At 36.4% G+C, this 17,286-nt stretch carries 15 protein-coding genes; 6 read left to right on the top strand and 9 right to left on the bottom strand.

From position 1 onward, the window contains the following. Positions 1-60: 60 nt before the first annotated feature. Positions 61-1,182, top strand: a complete 1,122-nt coding sequence (locus ACFVQC_RS23700; RefSeq protein ID WP_377899420.1) for a YHYH domain-containing protein — start codon at positions 61-63, stop codon at positions 1,180-1,182. 30 nt (positions 1,183-1,212) lie between these two features. On the opposite strand, the gene ACFVQC_RS23695 is transcribed toward ACFVQC_RS23700, so the two are convergent. After that, positions 1,213-2,598 carry a peptide MFS transporter gene (locus ACFVQC_RS23695; protein ID WP_377899419.1) on the bottom strand — a complete coding sequence of 462 codons (1,386 nt, stop codon included), beginning with the start codon at positions 2,596-2,598 and terminating at the stop codon, positions 1,213-1,215. A 255-nt stretch (positions 2,599-2,853) separates the two neighbouring features. Between ACFVQC_RS23695 and brnQ1 the strand changes: the two genes are divergently transcribed. Both brnQ1 and ACFVQC_RS23685 read left to right on the top strand, forming a co-directional pair. Beyond that, on the top strand, positions 2,854-4,155 hold the full coding sequence (gene brnQ1, locus ACFVQC_RS23690) for a branched-chain amino acid transport system II carrier protein BrnQ1 (protein ID WP_377899418.1): 1,302 nt from the start codon (positions 2,854-2,856) through the stop codon (positions 4,153-4,155). A gap of 139 nt (positions 4,156-4,294) precedes the next feature. After that, positions 4,295-6,016, top strand: a complete 1,722-nt coding sequence (locus ACFVQC_RS23685) for a DUF2339 domain-containing protein (RefSeq protein WP_377899417.1) — start codon at positions 4,295-4,297, stop codon at positions 6,014-6,016. A gap of 40 nt (positions 6,017-6,056) precedes the next feature. Here the strand turns inward: ACFVQC_RS23685 and ACFVQC_RS23680 are convergent, their stop codons facing one another. After that, a complete protein-coding gene (locus ACFVQC_RS23680) occupies positions 6,057-7,604 on the bottom strand; it encodes a DNA-binding protein (protein WP_377899416.1) in 1,548 nt (515 codons plus the stop codon). Positions 7,605-7,785: 181 nt separating this feature from the next. Beyond that, the gene (locus ACFVQC_RS23675; RefSeq protein WP_377899414.1) at positions 7,786-9,177 is read right to left on the bottom strand and encodes an amino acid permease; all 1,392 of its coding nucleotides are present in this window, start codon (positions 9,175-9,177) and stop codon (positions 7,786-7,788) included. A gap of 280 nt (positions 9,178-9,457) precedes the next feature. On the opposite strand from ACFVQC_RS23675, the gene ACFVQC_RS23670 reads away from it, so the two are divergent. The 3 genes from ACFVQC_RS23670 to ACFVQC_RS23660 all read left to right on the top strand — a co-directional run bounded on the left by ACFVQC_RS23670 (position 9,458) and on the right by ACFVQC_RS23660 (position 11,574). Continuing rightward, positions 9,458-10,750: an NCS2 family permease gene (locus tag ACFVQC_RS23670; RefSeq protein WP_377890018.1), complete on the top strand. Its 1,293-nt coding sequence runs from the start codon at positions 9,458-9,460 to the stop codon at positions 10,748-10,750. A gap of 184 nt (positions 10,751-10,934) precedes the next feature. Continuing rightward, positions 10,935-11,135, top strand: coding sequence for a helix-turn-helix transcriptional regulator (locus ACFVQC_RS23665; protein WP_377890016.1), 201 nt, complete (start codon positions 10,935-10,937; stop codon positions 11,133-11,135). 4 nt (positions 11,136-11,139) lie between these two features. After that, complete coding sequence (locus tag ACFVQC_RS23660) at positions 11,140-11,574, top strand: hypothetical protein (protein WP_219917167.1); 435 nt, start codon at positions 11,140-11,142, stop codon at positions 11,572-11,574. Positions 11,575-11,607: 33 nt separating this feature from the next. On the opposite strand, the gene ACFVQC_RS23655 is transcribed toward ACFVQC_RS23660, so the two are convergent. The 6 genes from ACFVQC_RS23655 to qoxB form a co-directional block, all read right to left on the bottom strand. Continuing rightward, positions 11,608-12,045, bottom strand: a complete 438-nt coding sequence (locus ACFVQC_RS23655) for a GNAT family N-acetyltransferase (RefSeq protein WP_377899413.1) — start codon at positions 12,043-12,045, stop codon at positions 11,608-11,610. A gap of 17 nt (positions 12,046-12,062) precedes the next feature. After that, on the bottom strand, positions 12,063-12,350 hold the full coding sequence (locus ACFVQC_RS23650) for a DUF4022 family protein (protein ID WP_377899412.1): 288 nt from the start codon (positions 12,348-12,350) through the stop codon (positions 12,063-12,065). An 18-nt stretch (positions 12,351-12,368) separates the two neighbouring features. Next, positions 12,369-14,198: a monovalent cation:proton antiporter family protein gene (locus ACFVQC_RS23645; RefSeq protein WP_377899411.1), complete on the bottom strand. Its 1,830-nt coding sequence runs from the start codon at positions 14,196-14,198 to the stop codon at positions 12,369-12,371. 220 nt (positions 14,199-14,418) lie between these two features. Then, on the bottom strand, positions 14,419-14,724 hold the full coding sequence (qoxD, locus tag ACFVQC_RS23640; protein WP_377890006.1) for a cytochrome aa3 quinol oxidase subunit IV: 306 nt from the start codon (positions 14,722-14,724) through the stop codon (positions 14,419-14,421). Next, positions 14,725-15,327: a cytochrome aa3 quinol oxidase subunit III gene (gene qoxC / locus ACFVQC_RS23635; RefSeq protein ID WP_377890004.1), complete on the bottom strand. Its 603-nt coding sequence runs from the start codon at positions 15,325-15,327 to the stop codon at positions 14,725-14,727. It lies immediately after the preceding gene. 13 nt (positions 15,328-15,340) lie between these two features. After that, positions 15,341-17,275 (bottom strand): cytochrome aa3 quinol oxidase subunit I, encoded by a 1,935-nt coding sequence (gene qoxB, locus ACFVQC_RS23630; RefSeq protein ID WP_002159259.1) that lies wholly within the window; start codon positions 17,273-17,275, stop codon positions 15,341-15,343. Positions 17,276-17,286: the final 11 nt, after the last annotated feature.

The raw sequence follows: 17,286 nt of genomic DNA, 5'->3' as shown, positions 1-17,286 counted from the left end.
TAAGTATTTTTCTATTTATGTATAATGAAGTTAGAATTCTAGATTTTGGGAGGAACAAGAGTGAGACAACAGGTGAAGAAACTTCTTTTAACAACAAGTGTAGCGTTATTGGTAGCTCCAATTTCTGCTTATGCGCATCCAGGACGTACAGATGCTAATGGTGGACATACGTGTCGTACAAACTGTGAAAAATGGGGATTACAGTACGGGGAATATCATTATCACAATAAACCAGCTTCTAGTAGCGGTGCAACGAATCCAGCTCCTAGCCAAAATAATAATGGTGCTGTAGAAGCTGAAAGGCAAGCAGAAACACAGCGTAATGCTGAGGCTGAAAAACAACGTGTTGCAGAAGCACAGCGTAAGGCGGAGGCAGAGAAACAAAGAGCTGCAGAAGAACAACGTAAAGCTGAAGAAGAGAGACAACGTGTAGCCGAAGAGCAAAGAAAAGCAGAAGAGGCACGTAAGCAAGAGGAAGCCCAGCGCCAAGCTGACATGGAAAAAGGACAGCTTGAAGGTCAAAAAAGTGGAGAGACAGATTTTAAAGCAGGGAAAAATAATGTGGAAGGGTATTTAACTGGAAAATCTGATACATATAAACAAGCATTTACAACTGCGTATGCTGCGGCATGGTCTTTAGAAGAACAGAAAAAAGCACATTTTGCAAAAGGTAAAGATCAAGGGTTAGCACAAGAGGCAATGGAAGATAGTCAAATTACTCCTGAGTTTAAGGGGAACTTTGCAGAAGGTTTCCAAGTAGGGAATAAAGAGAGAACCGAAAAGATTGAAAAAGAACAAGCGGAACTTGGTGAAAAGGCTGGTAAAGCATTAGCTGAAAAGAAACCTGGAAATACCGAAAAGGATACATATGTGAAAGCATATGAAACTGCGTATGAAAAGGGATATAAGTCTGCTAAAAAGGCAGCGGAAAAAGCTGGATATACATATGCATTTGAAAACTACGACTTAAAAGTTCCTGCTAAGTATGAAAAGAATGAAACATTAAAGAAATGGTTTACTGAAGGATTTAAATCAAATAAAAAGGCAGCGGAAATTCGAGAAGAAGGATATAAAAAAGGAGACAGCTGGCTTTCGTTCTTCTATAAGAGTTTCGTGCCAAGGGAATATAAAGAACATAAAGGCTTGTATGAACAAGCAATAGAAAAGGGAAAGAAAGCGTAAAAAAAGATGAGGAAAATTCCTCATCTTTTTTTAATCCATCCATTTCACTAATTTCTTAGAAATTGATAATAAAACACAACCTAAAACGATCGCCACAGCGCCAATAACTGTGAATACTTCAGCATATCCAAGTGAAGTTGTGAAGCTTGCAAGCTGTCCGCCTAAAATATTAGCAATACCTGAGCTTGCTAACCATACGCCCATTAATAAAGAGGCTAGTTTTACTGGAGCGAGAGCACTAACCATTGATAGCCCGACAGGTGATAAGAATAGCTCACCTAACGTATGGAAAAGATACGTAAAGACGATAAATAGTAAGTTTGCTTTTTCTGTAATGTTATGTTCGTCACTGCCTGTTTTTAATGTAGCGATAACAAGAACAATATAACCGATACCGAGTAAGATCATACCAAGTCCCATTTTTGTTGGGATTTTCATGTCACCATTTTTTCTAGTTGCCAGTTTCGCCCATAATGCTGAAATGGCTGGTGCAAGTAAAATAATAAATAACGGATTGACCGATTGGAACCAAGACGTTGGTACTTCCCATCCGAATACGGAGCGGTCAACGAATTTATTTGTATATAATGTTAACGAACTACCAGCTTGTTCAAAACCAGCCCAGAAGAAGACAACGAAGCACGTTAAAATGACGATAACTGCTGTATGTTGTTTTTCTTTTTTTGTTAATGGTGTATTTCCTACTGTTGGTTGTCCATCTGTTGTTTGTAAATCGCGGGTTGGTTTTTTACCAACATCACCAAGGAAGCGATTAGATAGTGTTGTAAATAAGATTTGTCCAATGATCATTCCGATTGAAGCGGCTAAGAAGCCGTAACGGAATCCGAAATGAACAACGCCATCTACTGTTGTTTTGAATAAATTTTCTGATAAAAATCCGCAAACGAGTGGAGCTAAAAACGAGCCAACGTTAATACCCATATAGAAAATTGTAAATGCACTATCACGCTTTGGATCATTTTCTTCGTATAATTCTCCAACAAGTGTAGAGATATTCGGTTTAAAGAATCCGTTACCGATAATAATAAGCGCTAATCCGAGGTATAGACCGACTTGGTTTTGCAAGGCAAATAGTGTAAGGTTACCAATTGCCATCGTTATACCACCAATTGTGATGGCTTTCCTTTTACCTAGGAAACGGTCTGTTAAGTATCCACCAATTAATGGGGTGAAGTAACAGGCTCCAGTATAAAATCCGTAAATGGAAAGTGCCCATGCGGGACTAAACCCAAGACCACCGCTTACTAAAGCTGTTGTTAAATATAATGTTAATAATCCTCGTAATCCATAGTAACTAAATCTTTCCCACATCTCTGTAAAGAAGAGTAAGTACAAACCTGGAGGATGTTTCTTTTTTCTTTGTTGTTCTCTTTCTAGTTGTATCGTTGATTCCATGTGATTTTTCCTCCTGACACAAACAAAAAACAAAGTTAATAGTTTTGTATATTTAATATTTTACTTTATTAACTATTGGAAGTCAATAAAGGTTGATTTTTCAGAAGAAATTGGAAAAGGGAAGTAGATATAGAATGGGTGTTTCTTTTGTGGTAGACTATGGACTATGTTTTCTTTGTAAGGAAGCGGATTATCGCGTTTTTCCTACGTGTGGAATAGATCTCATGCGAGATGAAATTGAAGAAGGAGAAAGAAATGAAATTGTTACAGAAAAAAGAAATTTTACTTATTAGTCTTATGTTATTCTCTATGTTCTTTGGAGCGGGAAATCTTATATTTCCACCTTTCCTTGGATATGAAGCAGGAGAACATGTATGGATTGCATTGTTAGGTTTTATTATATCAGCAACAGGGCTTCCTATATTAGGGGTTATCGCTATTGCGAAAGCGGGAAGCTTTCAAACGTTAGCGGGCAGGGTTCATTCTTCATTTGCAATTATTTTTCCATGTATTGTGTACTTATTTATTGGACCAGGTCTTGGTATACCACGTGCAGGAAGTTTAGCTTTTGAAATGGGACCAGGTCAGTTGTTCCCAGAAGCGGGTAGTGTAGTTTTGTTATTGTACACGGCTATTTTCTTTAGTATTGTTTACTGGTTAAGTTTATCACCGTCTAAATTAATGGGCTTGTTTGGAAAGGTGTTAACGCCTTTATTATTATGTATGATTGCCATTATATTTATAAAAAGTATGTTTACATCAGTAGGCAGTGTGAAAGAGCCTACAGGAAATTATGGCCAAGCTCCTATGTTTCAAGGGTTTTTAGATGGTTATTTAACGATGGATGCATTAGCAGCTTTAATCTTTGGGATTGTTATTGCAAATGCTCTGCGTGCAAAAGGTGTAAAAGATGATAAAGGTTTAGCGAAATATATGAGTATTGCTGGTATTGGAGCAGGGCTTTTATTATCTATTATTTATGTCATTCTTGGATATGTTGGCTCAATTAGCGGTTCATTGGGTACATTTGATAACGGTGCGAAAGTATTAGCGCAAGTTATGACGACATTATTTGGACAAGGCGGGTTAGTTTTATTAGGTCTTATTTTTACTGTTGCTTGTCTATGTGTTTCAATCGGACTTGTTACGTCTTGTAGTCAATTTTTCGCAAGTGTATTTCCGAAAGTGTCTTATAAAGTTTGGGCATTTATATTAAGTTTTGTGAGTATGATTTTAGCTAATTTAGGATTAACGCAAATTTTAAAAGTATCGGTACCGATTCTTGGATTTATTTATCCAATTGCACTAACGCTTATTATTTTAGGGTTATTCCATAAGTATATTGGTAAGTATGTATACGTATATTCGGTAACGATTGGGATCGTAGCGTTATTTAGTGCGATTGATATTTTAAACAAAAGTGTACTGATGAATAAATGGACACCACTACTAAAAATGCTTCCGTTTTATTCAGAAGGTGTAGGTTGGATTGTTCCGGCATTTGTAGGTGCCTGCCTCGGTGTAATTGTTAGTATTGCTATAAATAAGAATAAATAAGTAAGAGGTGTTTTCCTATTTCGGAAAACACCTTTCTTTTTTTGGAAAAATAGTATTGAAAATGAATAGACTAAGAGTATGATAAAGGTAATTGGTAATATATAGGTCAAGCGAAAAGTCGCTGATGAGGGGGGATTGTATGAAGGAGGATTTAAATAAGAAAATAGAAGCGCTCGAAACGGCAATTGAAACGATGCAAGAGACACTTTATGAATTGAAAGCGAAACAAAGAAAAATAGAAGTAGATAAAGTTCAACAAAATGTTAATAAAGAAAAGAAAGAATATATTGAAGCAGTAAGTAATGAAAAGTTACAAGAAGATGTTGTTAAGAAGAGGGAGTCCATGCAAGAGCCAGTGGTGAAACAAGTAGATATATCTGTATTTAAACCAGAACCATTTAATATTATAAAGTTTTGTCAAACATGGTTACCACGCATATTTGTCGGTATTATGCTACTTGGCGTTATTTGGTTATTTAAAGCAGGGGTAAATGCAGGATTGTTAACACCAGCGATACGGGTTGTGTTTGGTGTCGTACTATCTGCCGGTTTGTATTATGTAGGAGATATACAAATTAAAAGAGAGCGGCAAGCGTTAGGGTTAGTATTAGCTGGAGGAAGTATTACGGGAATTGTTTTAACAACGTTTGCGGCACATTATTTATATGAATTTATTCCTGCAAGTATTGCGTTTATTTGCAACATTATATGGGTAATTTCAGGGGTTTATTTAGCGAAAAGATATAGATCGGAATACCTCGCTATTTTCGTAGCGGTGGGAGCATTTTTTGTTCCTTTCTTGTTAAATAGTACGACTCCTAATACGTATATTTTCTTTAGTTATGAGACGATATTAACAATTAGTCTATTATGGTATGCATTGAGAAACCGTTATAAGTACTTGTATATGATTTCTTATGTTGTGGCGGCAATTGTCCTATTTGTCTTCTTTGCTGTTATGTCAATATTAGTAGAGAATGTGCAAGTACAGTTAACAGTTGTATACGGCGCAATTCACTTGCTATTATTTTGGCATATGTTTTCGGAGAGAAATTTTATACAAGAAGCACGATTGGCGATATTTAGTGCGAGTGCAGTTTTCTTTATTGTAGCCATTTCTCAAATTCCTGAATTTACAACGTGGGGATTAGTTATAAGTGCATTTGTGCATGCTGTTATGTTCGCACTTGAATATAGGAAGAATAAACATTCTGTATTTACAAATCTAATATTTGGCTTTGCAATGGGGTCATTTAGTTTAGCGATTTTATACGAGTACAGTTTAGTGAATGCAGCAATCGTATTATTGTTACAAGGTTTCCTTGGTATGGTTACTGCTATTAAAGTAAAGCAAAATATTAAATTGTATGTAAGTGTAACGATTTATGCCATTGGAATGGTGCAGACGATTTTCAGTCCGTTTGATGAGTTCATTTCGGCAGGATTTGTCGCTCATGTTATTTTGATAGGAACGTTCTATTATTGCATGAGACAAGCGAAAGAAGTGTTAGCGAGTTTTGGTAAATATGTTTATTCCATAGCGCTCTACTCGTTAATGGTCATTGTATTTATTACAATTACTAGGATCGGTGAAGTTCTTTCTACAGATGGAAGTATAATTAGCGTATCTGTATCGTTATTATGGATGATATATGCGTTATTTGCAGTTTGGTTTGGTCGTTATAGACAGATGAATGAAATATTATATGCTGGCTTAGTCGTATTAGTAGTAACAGTAGGGAAGTTGTTCCTTCTCGACTTACCAGAGGTGTCTATGATGATTAGGGCGGTGTTATTCTTAATTGTCGGTAGTATAGGTATCGTTATTTCAAGAATGTTTTTTTCAAAAGAAGAGAAGTGAAAAGAAGGCAATCCATTTACGGATTGCCTTTTACTGTACTTTACTTCTTACCAATCGTTACAGTTTCACTATATTTCGCTGTTGTATTTTGACGTAGACGAAGTGTTGCTTGTCCAGTTGTATTTGAATCAAGTTGTACATTTACAATTTTTTCAGCAGAACCTAGGCTGTTTGTTATGAAAGAGAACGTACTACTATATCCGAAAGTAGATGGCCAAGTGCCGTTTGTATTTTGTACTTTTGCTACTTGTGTTCCGCCAGTAGTGAAGATACCTAAAGAATAGTTGTTATAAGTTGTATTCGGTAATAAGTTATTTACTTGAATCTTCATTTGGAACACTTCATTATTTGGTAGAATGCTAGGGTGCGTAAGTAGGTAATCACTTGCTGTCACAGCGCCGTTATAGCCGTATGAACCCGGTTTGAAAGTATTTGTATTAAACCATTGGTAACCTTGATTTGGTGCGCTCCAAGGTTCTGGTTGTGGTTCTGTTGATAAGCTTGGTTGTTCAAATGTTTGTAAAGGTGTAGGTGCATCAAGCTGTAACCCAGTAACTTGATCTAAGCTAGTAAATGTCTCTTGTTTAGCCAACCAATTTACGATATTTTCTAGTAAAACAGCATCGTTTTCCTCTTTGTATCCATCGTATGTTTTCTTTGATTGACCGGAATCTTCACGAACATATTTTGGAGATGCATCTTCAACGGGGGAAGAGTCACCAATAAAGGCTGCTTTTCCAAGGCCAACTTTCGAAATAGCAGCATAAGGACCCTCTGCAACGCCACCACCGTTATAAACCCCACTATCAACAGCATTATTCCATTTTGATGGATTTTCTGGAAGATACACAAGACCTTTCGCTAGTTTTGGATTTGTAATCGCAAGAGTAGAGCCGGCATGCATTGCTACAGATGAAACGCCTTCTGTAATTCCGAATGATTGTGCAGGTGAGACGATATTTTTAGCTGAAACATCACCAAGTGCATTGTAACGGAAGCGAATGCCAAAATTATCGGATAGCCAATCAGAGCTTTCTACTCCTTGCATAGCTTGTGATGTTGTTTCTTCATTAGACATACCCTTTGCTGGATTATCCCATGCCCCGCGTCTATATCCATTAAATACTTCTGAGGAGTCCCAGCGGTTTTTATTACGATCTGCATTATAATGATCGGCAATGAAGAAAATACTGCCGCCATTTTTCACGTATTGTAACATTGCGTCTTGCTCAGATTTTTTATAAGGAATATTGGCTTCGGGAACGATAAACACATTGTAATTTTTTAAATCGTCATATGTAATAGGTGTTGATTTACGCAGTTCTTTTACATGATATCCGTTTTGGGCAATGCCGTTTCCGAAATCAGAAAAACCACCATCAATAACCCAATCAGCTGTCCCAGCCGTTTGACCGTGTGTATTATCGAATAATACTTTCTTACCATTGTTTTGATTTACAACTTTTGCAGTAATTTCAGGAGCTGGGTCTACGGAGCTTTCGGCGTAAGTAGACGGAATGTAAGAACTCCCTATACTAAGTGTGATTGCTGTTGCTAAAGAAAATTGAATCCATTTTTTATTCTTCATAGAAGAATCCCCCTAATAATAAATATAAGTGCATTAATAATGTAATTTATTTTTCTGAAAAAATAAAGACAGAAAACGTAAAAAATATTAAAAAATTGTAAAAATACCGTTAATTTTGTTGAGAAATATTTATATAGACAATAAAGAATCCCTTCCAATTAATAAGGAAGGGATAGCTTGTTTAACTAATTTTTGAATTAGGTGTTTCATCAATCTTATGAAATCCTTTCATGTAATACACGATAGCTAAGCCAATAAGCCAAATTGGGCCGACAATCAATGCAATTCGTGTATCTTCTGAATACGCCATTATACCCAATACTAATGCAAGGAAAGCGAGTGAGAAATATGAACTTAATGGGAATAAAGGCATTTTATACGATAATTTTTGTTTGTTTTGCGTGGGCAAACCTTTACGGAACTTAATTTGTGCAACTAATATAATGCCCCAAGTCCAAATTGCCCCGAAAGTTGAAATGCTAGTGAGCCATGTAAATACCTTTGCAGGTACGAGATAGTTTAATATAACACCAATGAGTAAAACGATAGTAGTTGCTACAATTCCTTGACTTGGAATGCCATTTTTATTTAAACGACCAAATCTTTCAGGAGCTTTCTTCTGCTGAGCTAATGTAAATAGCATACGGCCTGTACTAAATAAACCGCCGTTACAAGAAGAAAGAGCTGCTGTTAATACGACAAAGTTAATAATACCTGCTGCCTTTGCGATACCGATTTGTTGGAACGTTAATACAAACGGACTTCCTTTCTCACCAAGTTCGTTCCATGGGAAAATTGCCATCATAACGAATAGAGCTCCAACGTAGAACAGTAAAATTCTCCAAAATACGTTATCAATTGCTTTTGCGAGTGTCTTTTTTGGATTTTGAGCTTCACCAGCTGTGACACCGATAAGTTCGACTCCTAAATAAGCGAATAATACCATTTGTAAGGAAAGTAGTAATCCAGAGAAGCCATTTGGGAACCAGCCCCCATGTTCCCAAAGATTTGAAATACCAGTTGCAACGCCGCCATTTCCAAATCCGAATAGAATAATACCAGTGCCGACTACTATCATACAGATAATTGTGACAATTTTGATGAGAGCAAACCAAAACTCAAGTTCTCCAAATACTTTTACAGATAAGAAGTTGAAAGCACTCATTAATAAAAGAGCAAGTAACGCCCAAAGCCAGCGCGGGATATCTGGGAACCAGTATTGCATGTAAATGCCTGCTGCTGTAATTTCCGCCATACAAGTAACAACCCATAAAAACCAGTAATTCCAGCCTGTAATATATCCAGCTAGTGGGCTGATGTAATCATTTGCATATTTACTAAAAGAGCCAGCAACCGGTTGTTCAATTGCCATTTCTCCGAGTGCACGCATAATGAAAAAAATAACGAGTCCGGCGATCATATAGCCTAGTAAAATGGATGGACCAGCTAGTTTAATAGCAGAAGCTGATCCTAAAAATAGTCCAACGCCAATAGCTGAACCGAGAGACATTAAAGTAATATGCCGTTCTTTTAAACCTCGATTTAAAGTTCCTGATTTGTTTGTGTGCTGCATAAGAAGAATCCCCCTTGTTGAGTGAACGTTATTTGAATGCGTTTACTAAATATTTAACTATTTCAAATTATAAAACATTTCCATCTGTTGTGCTACAAAAATAATCAAAATGAACTGTACTACATCTGTACTTGTCAGACTTAAACTTAAAATTCTCACTATTAGAGAATATATTGACTCTTCTTTTTATTGATTGTTAAGATTAAGTATTATATTTTCTCACATACTAGTAAGAAAAGAATGTGTGATAATAATTCAGATGTAGGAAGGGTACATAAGCATGTTTCAATTACAAAAATATAACACTTCTGTGAAGCAAGAGCTTTTAGCTGGCATCACAACTTTTTTTACATTTGCGTATATTCTTGTCATCAATCCGAAAATATTATCTGATGCAGGTGTACCATTTGATCAAGCATTTACAGCAACTATTATTGCGACAGTTGTTGGAACGCTATGTATGGCGTTTTTAGCTAACTATCCAATTGTTATTGCTCCAGCTATGGGAATGAATGCATATTTTGCGTATTCTGTTGTTCAACAGGCAGAGGGGATTACATATGTAATTGCCTTTTCAGCGGTATTTGTAACAGGGATTATTTTTCTTTTATTATCTTTTACTTCGTTTAGGCAAAAGTTAATTTTAGCAATTCCTGATAGTTTAAAGCATGCAATTGCAGGTGGAATTGGACTATTTATTGCTTTTATTGGATTACGCCTTTCTGGAATTATCGTTGATCATCCATCTAATTTAGTTACGATTGGTGATTTTCATTCTCCAGCCGTTATTTTAACTTTAATCGGTTTAATTTTAGCGGCGGTATTAATGGCATTACGTGTGAGTGGTGCATTATTTATTAGTATGATTGTGACAGGAGTTATCGCCTTCTTTACAGGGCAACTGAAGTTTGAGGATAAAATTGTAGCGATGCCTCATTTACCAGAGGGAATTATCGTTTCGAATCCAATCAATGCATTTTCAGATGTAATCGAATACGGACTATATGGTGTTGTATTTTCGTTTTTACTTGTACTTTTATTTGATACGACAGGTGCATTACTCGGTTTAATTAAACAAGCAGGTTTAATTACAGATAATACAGAGAAACGTTTTGGTAAAGCGTTTATTGCAGATGCGATTGGCGGAACGACAGGTTCTATCTTTGGAACAAGTCCAACAGCAGCGACAATTGAATCGTCAGCTGGTATTGCTGCGGGTGGTAAAACGGGGTTAACAGGTATTGTAGTTGTTGGTCTAACAATTATAACGGCATTCTTCAGCCCTGTTATTGCTTCTTTATCAAGTGTAGCCGCTATTACAGCTCCTTCATTAATTATTGTAGGTAGTTTAATGGCACAAAGCATTCGGGATATTAATTGGAATGAATTTGAAGACGCATTACCGGCATTTTTAATTTTCGTTGGTATTCCCTTGACATCTAGTATTGCGAATGGAATTGCAATCGGATTTTTAGTGTATCCAGTCTTAAAGATTGTGAAAGGGAAAGGGATGGAAGTGCATCCGTTACTATACTTATTTACAATTTTATTTGGATGTCATTTATTCTTATAATATAGATAGGAGAGGGGCTTCTTATGAGAGGCTCCTTTTTTGTGTATAATTAAGTGAAACTATAATCAGTGGGGGTTTTATTGCCCACAAATAGCGGGATAAAGTGAAAATCAAATTAATTACGTAAAATATAAATTACTTAATGGAATATATATGTTACAATAAAGGCAGAGGAGGAACATGAATGGCTGTAAGTAAAATAAAAGTCGCGCGTGTTCAGTTAGATTTAACACAGCAACAATTAGCAGAAAAAGTAGGCGTTACAAGGCAAACGATTAGTTTAATTGAGAAGGGGAAATACAACCCGTCTTTAGATTTATGTTTGAAAATTTGTTATGCGGTAGATAAAACATTGAATGATTTGTTTTGGGTGGAAAAGGAGTGATAGGGTGAAAATCGTGAAAGATGAACGTTTAATGATCGAGGGATTAAAACATGTTAGATTGGCTTTCATCTTACAAAATATCGTAATATTAAGTATTGTTTTTTACCGCTATGTCTTGCAAGGGGCAGGATATGAAAGTGTTTCGGATTTATTAATGGTATTTATGGGTGGGATAATAGTTATTAACTTTTTAAACTTAAAAAATTCGGTGGAAGTGTATGAGCATACAGGGGGAGTATCTCGTAGTTATTTCATGAAGCTATTATTCATTCCAGTAGGGATTGTTATTGGTATTTTAGGTATTTGTATTATTGTAACACCGAATATTTCAATGAAGGAAATTAGTATAACAGGACTTATTATGTTTGCTTGTTTTTTAGTTCCTAGTTTGTTTATATACATATATATGAAAAAAATAAAAAGTGAAGATGAGATATAAGAAAAGCTTTCTGCAATATGCAGAAAGCTTTTCTTATATTTCTTTATACATTACTTTATGTAGTCCTATTGGATCAATCTCGAAGATTTCACCATGCTCATGGAAACCTAATCGTTTGTAATAATCCGCTACGGTAATTCGGGCATTACACCATAGAATATTTGCTTCGCGTTCTTGGAGGACTTGTTCAGCTTTACGGATTAAGGAAGTGCCAGCATGCTGGTTTCGGAAATTAGGTAATGTTGCCATTCCTCGTAGACGATAGTGGGTACCAGCTTGTAAATCAGGATGTATTTCTTTAGAGAAGGAGGCGATGCTAACAAGTTCATCATGTAGAAATGCACCTAAATGAAAGGCGTCTGTTTTGTAATCTGAATCGTATTTACAATCTTCTAATGATTGATTGGGACGCAAAATCGTTTGACGAAATAAATATGTTTCAGACGCATCAATCTGTTTCACGGTAATCATAATATCATCCTTTCTTATCATCCTTTTTCTATAAGTTGTAAGAAGAAATATGCGGGTGCAACGAGAAGTCCTAGTATGCTAGCGGTTCCGAGAAGGAGTGAAAGTAAGAGACAAAAGTACTTAATTCCATTCGATTTTTTCCATCCGTAACTACAAATTTCAATGCTAATACCGATGAGAATAATGGCGACGAGTACTTCTGCTAATAATAAGAGAGCTAAAGTTGAAATAGACATAATGTTATTCATCCCCATAATATGTGATAGTAACATTTTACCATATGGAAATGAAAAAATGACCCTCATTTATGTGAGGAGCATTTTCTATTCTAATATGTTTTTCATTGTATCAATATGTTCTTTTGAACCCGTTACAAGTAAAGTATCGCCATACTGTAACTTCGTATCACCATGTGGTATTAATGCTTTATTACCACGGTAAATTTGAATGACAAGTACATCACCTAAAAACGGAAGGCGACGAAGTGCTAAACCGTTATATTTATTACTTCGTAGTGCAACCTCACGCACCGTTTCATTTGCTGTTGTAATTAAGCGAACGAGACTTGGTTTATCAATAAGTGCACGTAATAAAATACGTGTAGAGTTAATAGTCGAGAATACAGCGATATGTTCTTGAGTCGCCTTTTCTTGTAGAAGGGGATCTTCTACACTTGCGATGACGTGTTCAACACCTAATTCTTTCGCGTGTTCTGCTAATAATAAGTTTTGTTCATCATCACTTGTCGCAACAACAACACGGTCTGCTTCGAAAGCTTTTTGCTCCATTAAAGATTGAATAGTAATCTCATCTAATTTTATAATAGGGAAGTCATGAGATTTCGCTTCCTCATCATTTATTTTATTTTGACGTATCATATATAGTGTTACGTCATACTCTTCACGTTTTAAATCAAGTGATAGCGGAAGGGTAATTCTGCTTGCACCAATAATAGAGACTTTAGGTTTTGGTGTTTCCACTTTTGGAAACATCTTGTTAAATAATATAGGTGCAAAAATACAAGTAATAACTGCGCTTAAAATAAGAGATGCTGATAAACTTGGGCTAATGATGCCTAGCTTTTCACCAATTTGTGCAGCCGCAATAACTAAAGAAAGTGTTGATGTTAACAAAATAGCACTTCCGAGTACGATATTGCGTGGGTACCATTTTCGTAAGACGAGTGATGGCAACAGTTTTGAAATAAAGAGTCCCACAATTAGAATTGGGATCATTAGCATACTAGAAGGCTCTTTAAAAATAGACCATACTTCTAGATTTACACCAACCATTACGAAGAAAATAGGGATGAAGAAACCATATCCGATGGAATCAAGTTTTTCAACCATATCTTCATTTGGTGATAATAAAGATACGAGTACACCTGCTAAAAAGGCTCCCAAAATATTTTCTGCCCCAACAGATTCAGATAATCCAACTAATATTAAGATGAGTGCAAAAACAGCTCGTGTATCAATTTGTACACTGCCGGCTTTTAGGCTTTCTAGGTATGGAATATTTTTAAAACGTCTTGCGACAAAGTAAATTACAATACCAGCACCGAATAGAAGAAGTAGAAGCCACATACTTTGGCCACTTTCGGAATTTAATCCGACGAATACCGCGAGTAAAATCATTGTAACTAAGTCTGCAATAACAGCGACTAATAAAATGATTTGCCCGATTGCGGTTTTTCCTAAGTTATTTTCTTTCAATGTTGGTACGACAACACCTAAAGAAATAGTTGAAATAATTAAAGTCATGAACATTGCATTATCTACGAATCCTAGCCATACGAATATTAATGATAGGGCATAAGATAAAATGAAAATAAATAAGAAGATAATGCTTGCTGCTTGGAATGTGTTTGGTTCGTTTGTCGTATTCTTTTTCCCTTTTTGCTTAAAGATCGAAAAGTCAATTTCTAAACCACTTAAAAACATTAGGAAGATAAACCCTAGTGTTGATAAGACTTGAAGCCACATATCTGGCTCAATGATGTTAAATCCACTTTTACCTACAAAGATTCCTGCGATAATTTCTGCAACAACGACAGGAAGTGCTTTTAATTTAAAGCGCTGTAACAAAAGGGGAACGAAAAACGTGATTGCGACAACAACCATCAGTGATAGAACAGAAGAATGATGTTCCACTGCGTTCTCTCCCTTCAAATAAATATAGTACCTATTTAGCCATATAATAGGTAGAAAAGCAACGCATATGGATTCGATTTCATAAAGAAAGAGTTTTCTTAACATTTGTCATAATAAGTATATTTTTCATGATTTTGTTGTTAATTCCGTAATGTGGATGTAATAGGGGAGAGAATAAAAAAAGACTGCTGAGGAATCTCAGCAGTCTTTTTTATGCAAATTACATTGAGAAGAAGATCCATACAGTTAAACCAACTGTTGCAGTTGCAACGAAGAAACTGTATATCATTGTAAGAATTTGAACTCTTCCTTCTCCTTCTTTTAAATGCATGAACATAATTAATTGTAATAAAGCTTGCGCAACAGCCATTATGATAATAGTTGTTAATATCGTTGAAAGCGGCAGGGTTGTATAAAGTGCCACGTATAAAGCTAGAAACGTTAGTGCAAGCGATAAAATAAATCCGAAAACGTGTGACCATGGGAATCCACTATGCGCATTTGCTTGATTGTTATTTTGACCCATTTACGCCACCATCCCGTTCAAGTAAACTAGTGTGTAAATAAAGACCCAAACAAGATCAAGGAAATGCCAGTATAAGCTGATAATAAATACTTTACGAGCTGTAACTGGTGTTAAACCTCGTTTTAAAATTTGGATAATAACACAAGTTGCCCAAATGATACCACCTGTTACGTGGGCACCATGCGTTCCAAGAAGAACGAAGAATGCAGATAAGAAAGCACTTGTTTGAATTGTTGCACCTTCACCAATGTACATAATGAACTCTTCAATCTCGAAGAATAGGAAACCTGCACCTAAAAGTAAAGTTAGGATAAACCAAGCTAACATTCCTTTTTGATTGTGTTTACGCATTTCGTGAATTGCGATACCACATGTAAAACTACTTGTTAAAAGTAACAGTGTTTGAATTAAAAGTGTTTTAACTTCAAACAATTGCGCTGGTGTTGGGCCATCAGCCGTACGACCAGCAAGGACTAGATAAGAGGCGAAAAGTGTTGCGAACAGCATAATTTCAGCCCCAAGAAAAATCCAGAATCCTAGGATATTCAATCTGCTTTGTTCAGATTGATATTCCAAAGGTAAGCTTTTATCTAAAGCCGCCATGTCATTTCACCTCTCATGCTATATGTTCTGTTTCTTTAATTTCTTCAATGCTTACGTAGTAGCCATCATCATAATCGAATGAACGATAGATTAAGCAACCTAAAATACCAATACCACCGATTGCTGCAATCCAGAACCAGCTAAATACTAATGCAAAACCTGCAAGACCGAAGAATGCAGACATAATAATAGGCACACCAGAATTACTTGGCATGTGAATTGGTTTTAATTCATCTGCTGTTGGTGTAATTGTTTCTCCGCGTTTTTTCATGAACCAGAAAGCATCAGCTTCTTTAATTTCAGGAAGTTTCGCGAAGTTGTAATGTTGTACAGGAGAGTGAGTTGCCCATTCAAGTGTACGGCCATCCCATGGATCTCCAGTTGTGTCACGTTCACCGTGACGTGCACTCCAAATTACGTTGTAACAAAGAATTACGAATCCAATACCCATCATTACTGCGCCGACAGATGCGATTTGGTTCAACCAACCCCATCCAAGGCTTTCAGAGTAAGTGTACATACGACGAGTCATACCATCTAAACCTAGGAAGTACATTGGGAAGAAACAGATGTTAAATCCGCTCATAAAGATCCAGAATGTCCATTTACCAAGGCGTTCATTTAGCATATGACCTGTCATTTTTGGATACCAGAATGTGAATCCAGCAAGCATAGCGAATACTGTACCTGCGATTAATACGTAGTGGAAATGAGCGACTAGGAAGTAGCTGTTATGGTATTGATAATCAGCTGCTGCCATTCCAAGCATAACCCCTGTAACTCCACCAACTACGAAGTTTGGAATAAATGCCAATGACCAAAGCATTGGAACTGTAAAACGAATACGTCCTTTATACAGCGTAAACAACCAGTTAAATATTTTAACACCGGTTGGAATAGAAATCGCCATTGTCGAAATCGAGAAGAACGAGTTAACCGCTGGACCTGCACCCATCGTGAAGAAGTGATGAAGCCATACGACGAAACTTAGTAAAGAAATTGCAACCATTGAGTATACCATCGCACTGTAACCGAATAGACGTTTACGTGAGAATGTACTAATGATTTCAGAGAAAATACCGAATGCCGGTAAAATAACGATATATACTTCAGGGTGACCCCATACCCAGAATAGGTTGGCCCATAACATTGGCATACCGCCGCTCGCCATCGTAAAGAAGTGAGCATCGAATAGACGGTCAAATGTCATTAATGCAAGAGCTACTGTTAATACTGGGAAAGCGAAAATAATGATTACACATGTAATTAAAATAGACCATGTAAACATTGGCATTTTCATTAATTTCATTCCAGGTGTACGCATTTTTAAAATAGTAACTAGGAAGTTAATACCTGTCATTAACGTACCAAGACCTGAAATCTGTAAGGCGATTGCGTAGAAGTTATTTCCTACACCAGGAGTAAACTCTGTACCCGCCATTGGGAAGTAAGAAGTCCACCCAGCGTCTGGAGAACCACCGATTACGAAAGCGATGTTGAATAACATTGCTCCAATAAAGAATAACCAGAAACTTAAAGCATTTAAGAACGGATATGCAACGTCACGAGCACCAATTTGTAATGGTACAACGACGTTCATTAATCCTAGAACGAATGGCATCGCCATGAAAAGAATCATAACTGTACCATGTGTTGTAAAGATTCCGTTATAGTGTTCAGCGTTTAAATATGTTGTATCTGGGAATGTTAACTGGGCACGAATCATTAAACCGTCCATACCACCACGGAATAACATTATAACGGCAGAGATAATATACATGGTTCCTATTTTTTTATGGTCAACAGTTGTTAACCATTCATCCCAAAGCCATCTCCATTTTTTGTACTTTGTTAGTACGAAAAGAATCGCTAATGTCACAAGAACGATAGATGCGTCAGCTCCGTAAATAATCGGGTCACCTGTGACAAAAAATTCATCAAGCTTCACTGTGTTCACTC

This window comes from Bacillus sp. NPDC057893, assembly GCF_042796455.1.
GTDB lineage: Bacteria > Bacillota > Bacilli > Bacillales > Bacillaceae_G > Bacillus_A.
This window is presented reverse-complemented; position numbering and strand designations above follow the sequence as displayed.

Excerpts from the sequence above, each read along its gene's own strand:
- ACFVQC_RS23695 (WP_377899419.1), bottom strand. The coding sequence starts at position 2,598 with ATGGAATCAACGATACAACTAGAAAGAGAACAACAAAGAAAAAAGAAA.
- brnQ1 (WP_377899418.1), top strand. The coding sequence starts at position 2,854 with ATGAAATTGTTACAGAAAAAAGAAATTTTACTTATTAGTCTTATGTTA.
- ACFVQC_RS23685 (WP_377899417.1), top strand. The coding sequence starts at position 4,295 with ATGAAGGAGGATTTAAATAAGAAAATAGAAGCGCTCGAAACGGCAATT.
- ACFVQC_RS23680 (WP_377899416.1), bottom strand. The coding sequence starts at position 7,604 with ATGAAGAATAAAAAATGGATTCAATTTTCTTTAGCAACAGCAATCACA.
- ACFVQC_RS23675 (WP_377899414.1), bottom strand. The coding sequence starts at position 9,177 with ATGCAGCACACAAACAAATCAGGAACTTTAAATCGAGGTTTAAAAGAA.
- ACFVQC_RS23670 (WP_377890018.1), top strand. The coding sequence starts at position 9,458 with ATGTTTCAATTACAAAAATATAACACTTCTGTGAAGCAAGAGCTTTTA.
- ACFVQC_RS23665 (WP_377890016.1), top strand. The coding sequence starts at position 10,935 with ATGGCTGTAAGTAAAATAAAAGTCGCGCGTGTTCAGTTAGATTTAACA.
- ACFVQC_RS23655 (WP_377899413.1), bottom strand. The coding sequence starts at position 12,045 with ATGATTACCGTGAAACAGATTGATGCGTCTGAAACATATTTATTTCGT.
- ACFVQC_RS23650 (WP_377899412.1), bottom strand. The coding sequence starts at position 12,350 with ATGAGGGTCATTTTTTCATTTCCATATGGTAAAATGTTACTATCACAT.
- qoxD (WP_377890006.1), bottom strand. The coding sequence starts at position 14,724 with ATGGGTCAAAATAACAATCAAGCAAATGCGCATAGTGGATTCCCATGG.
- qoxC (WP_377890004.1), bottom strand. The coding sequence starts at position 15,327 with ATGGCGGCTTTAGATAAAAGCTTACCTTTGGAATATCAATCTGAACAA.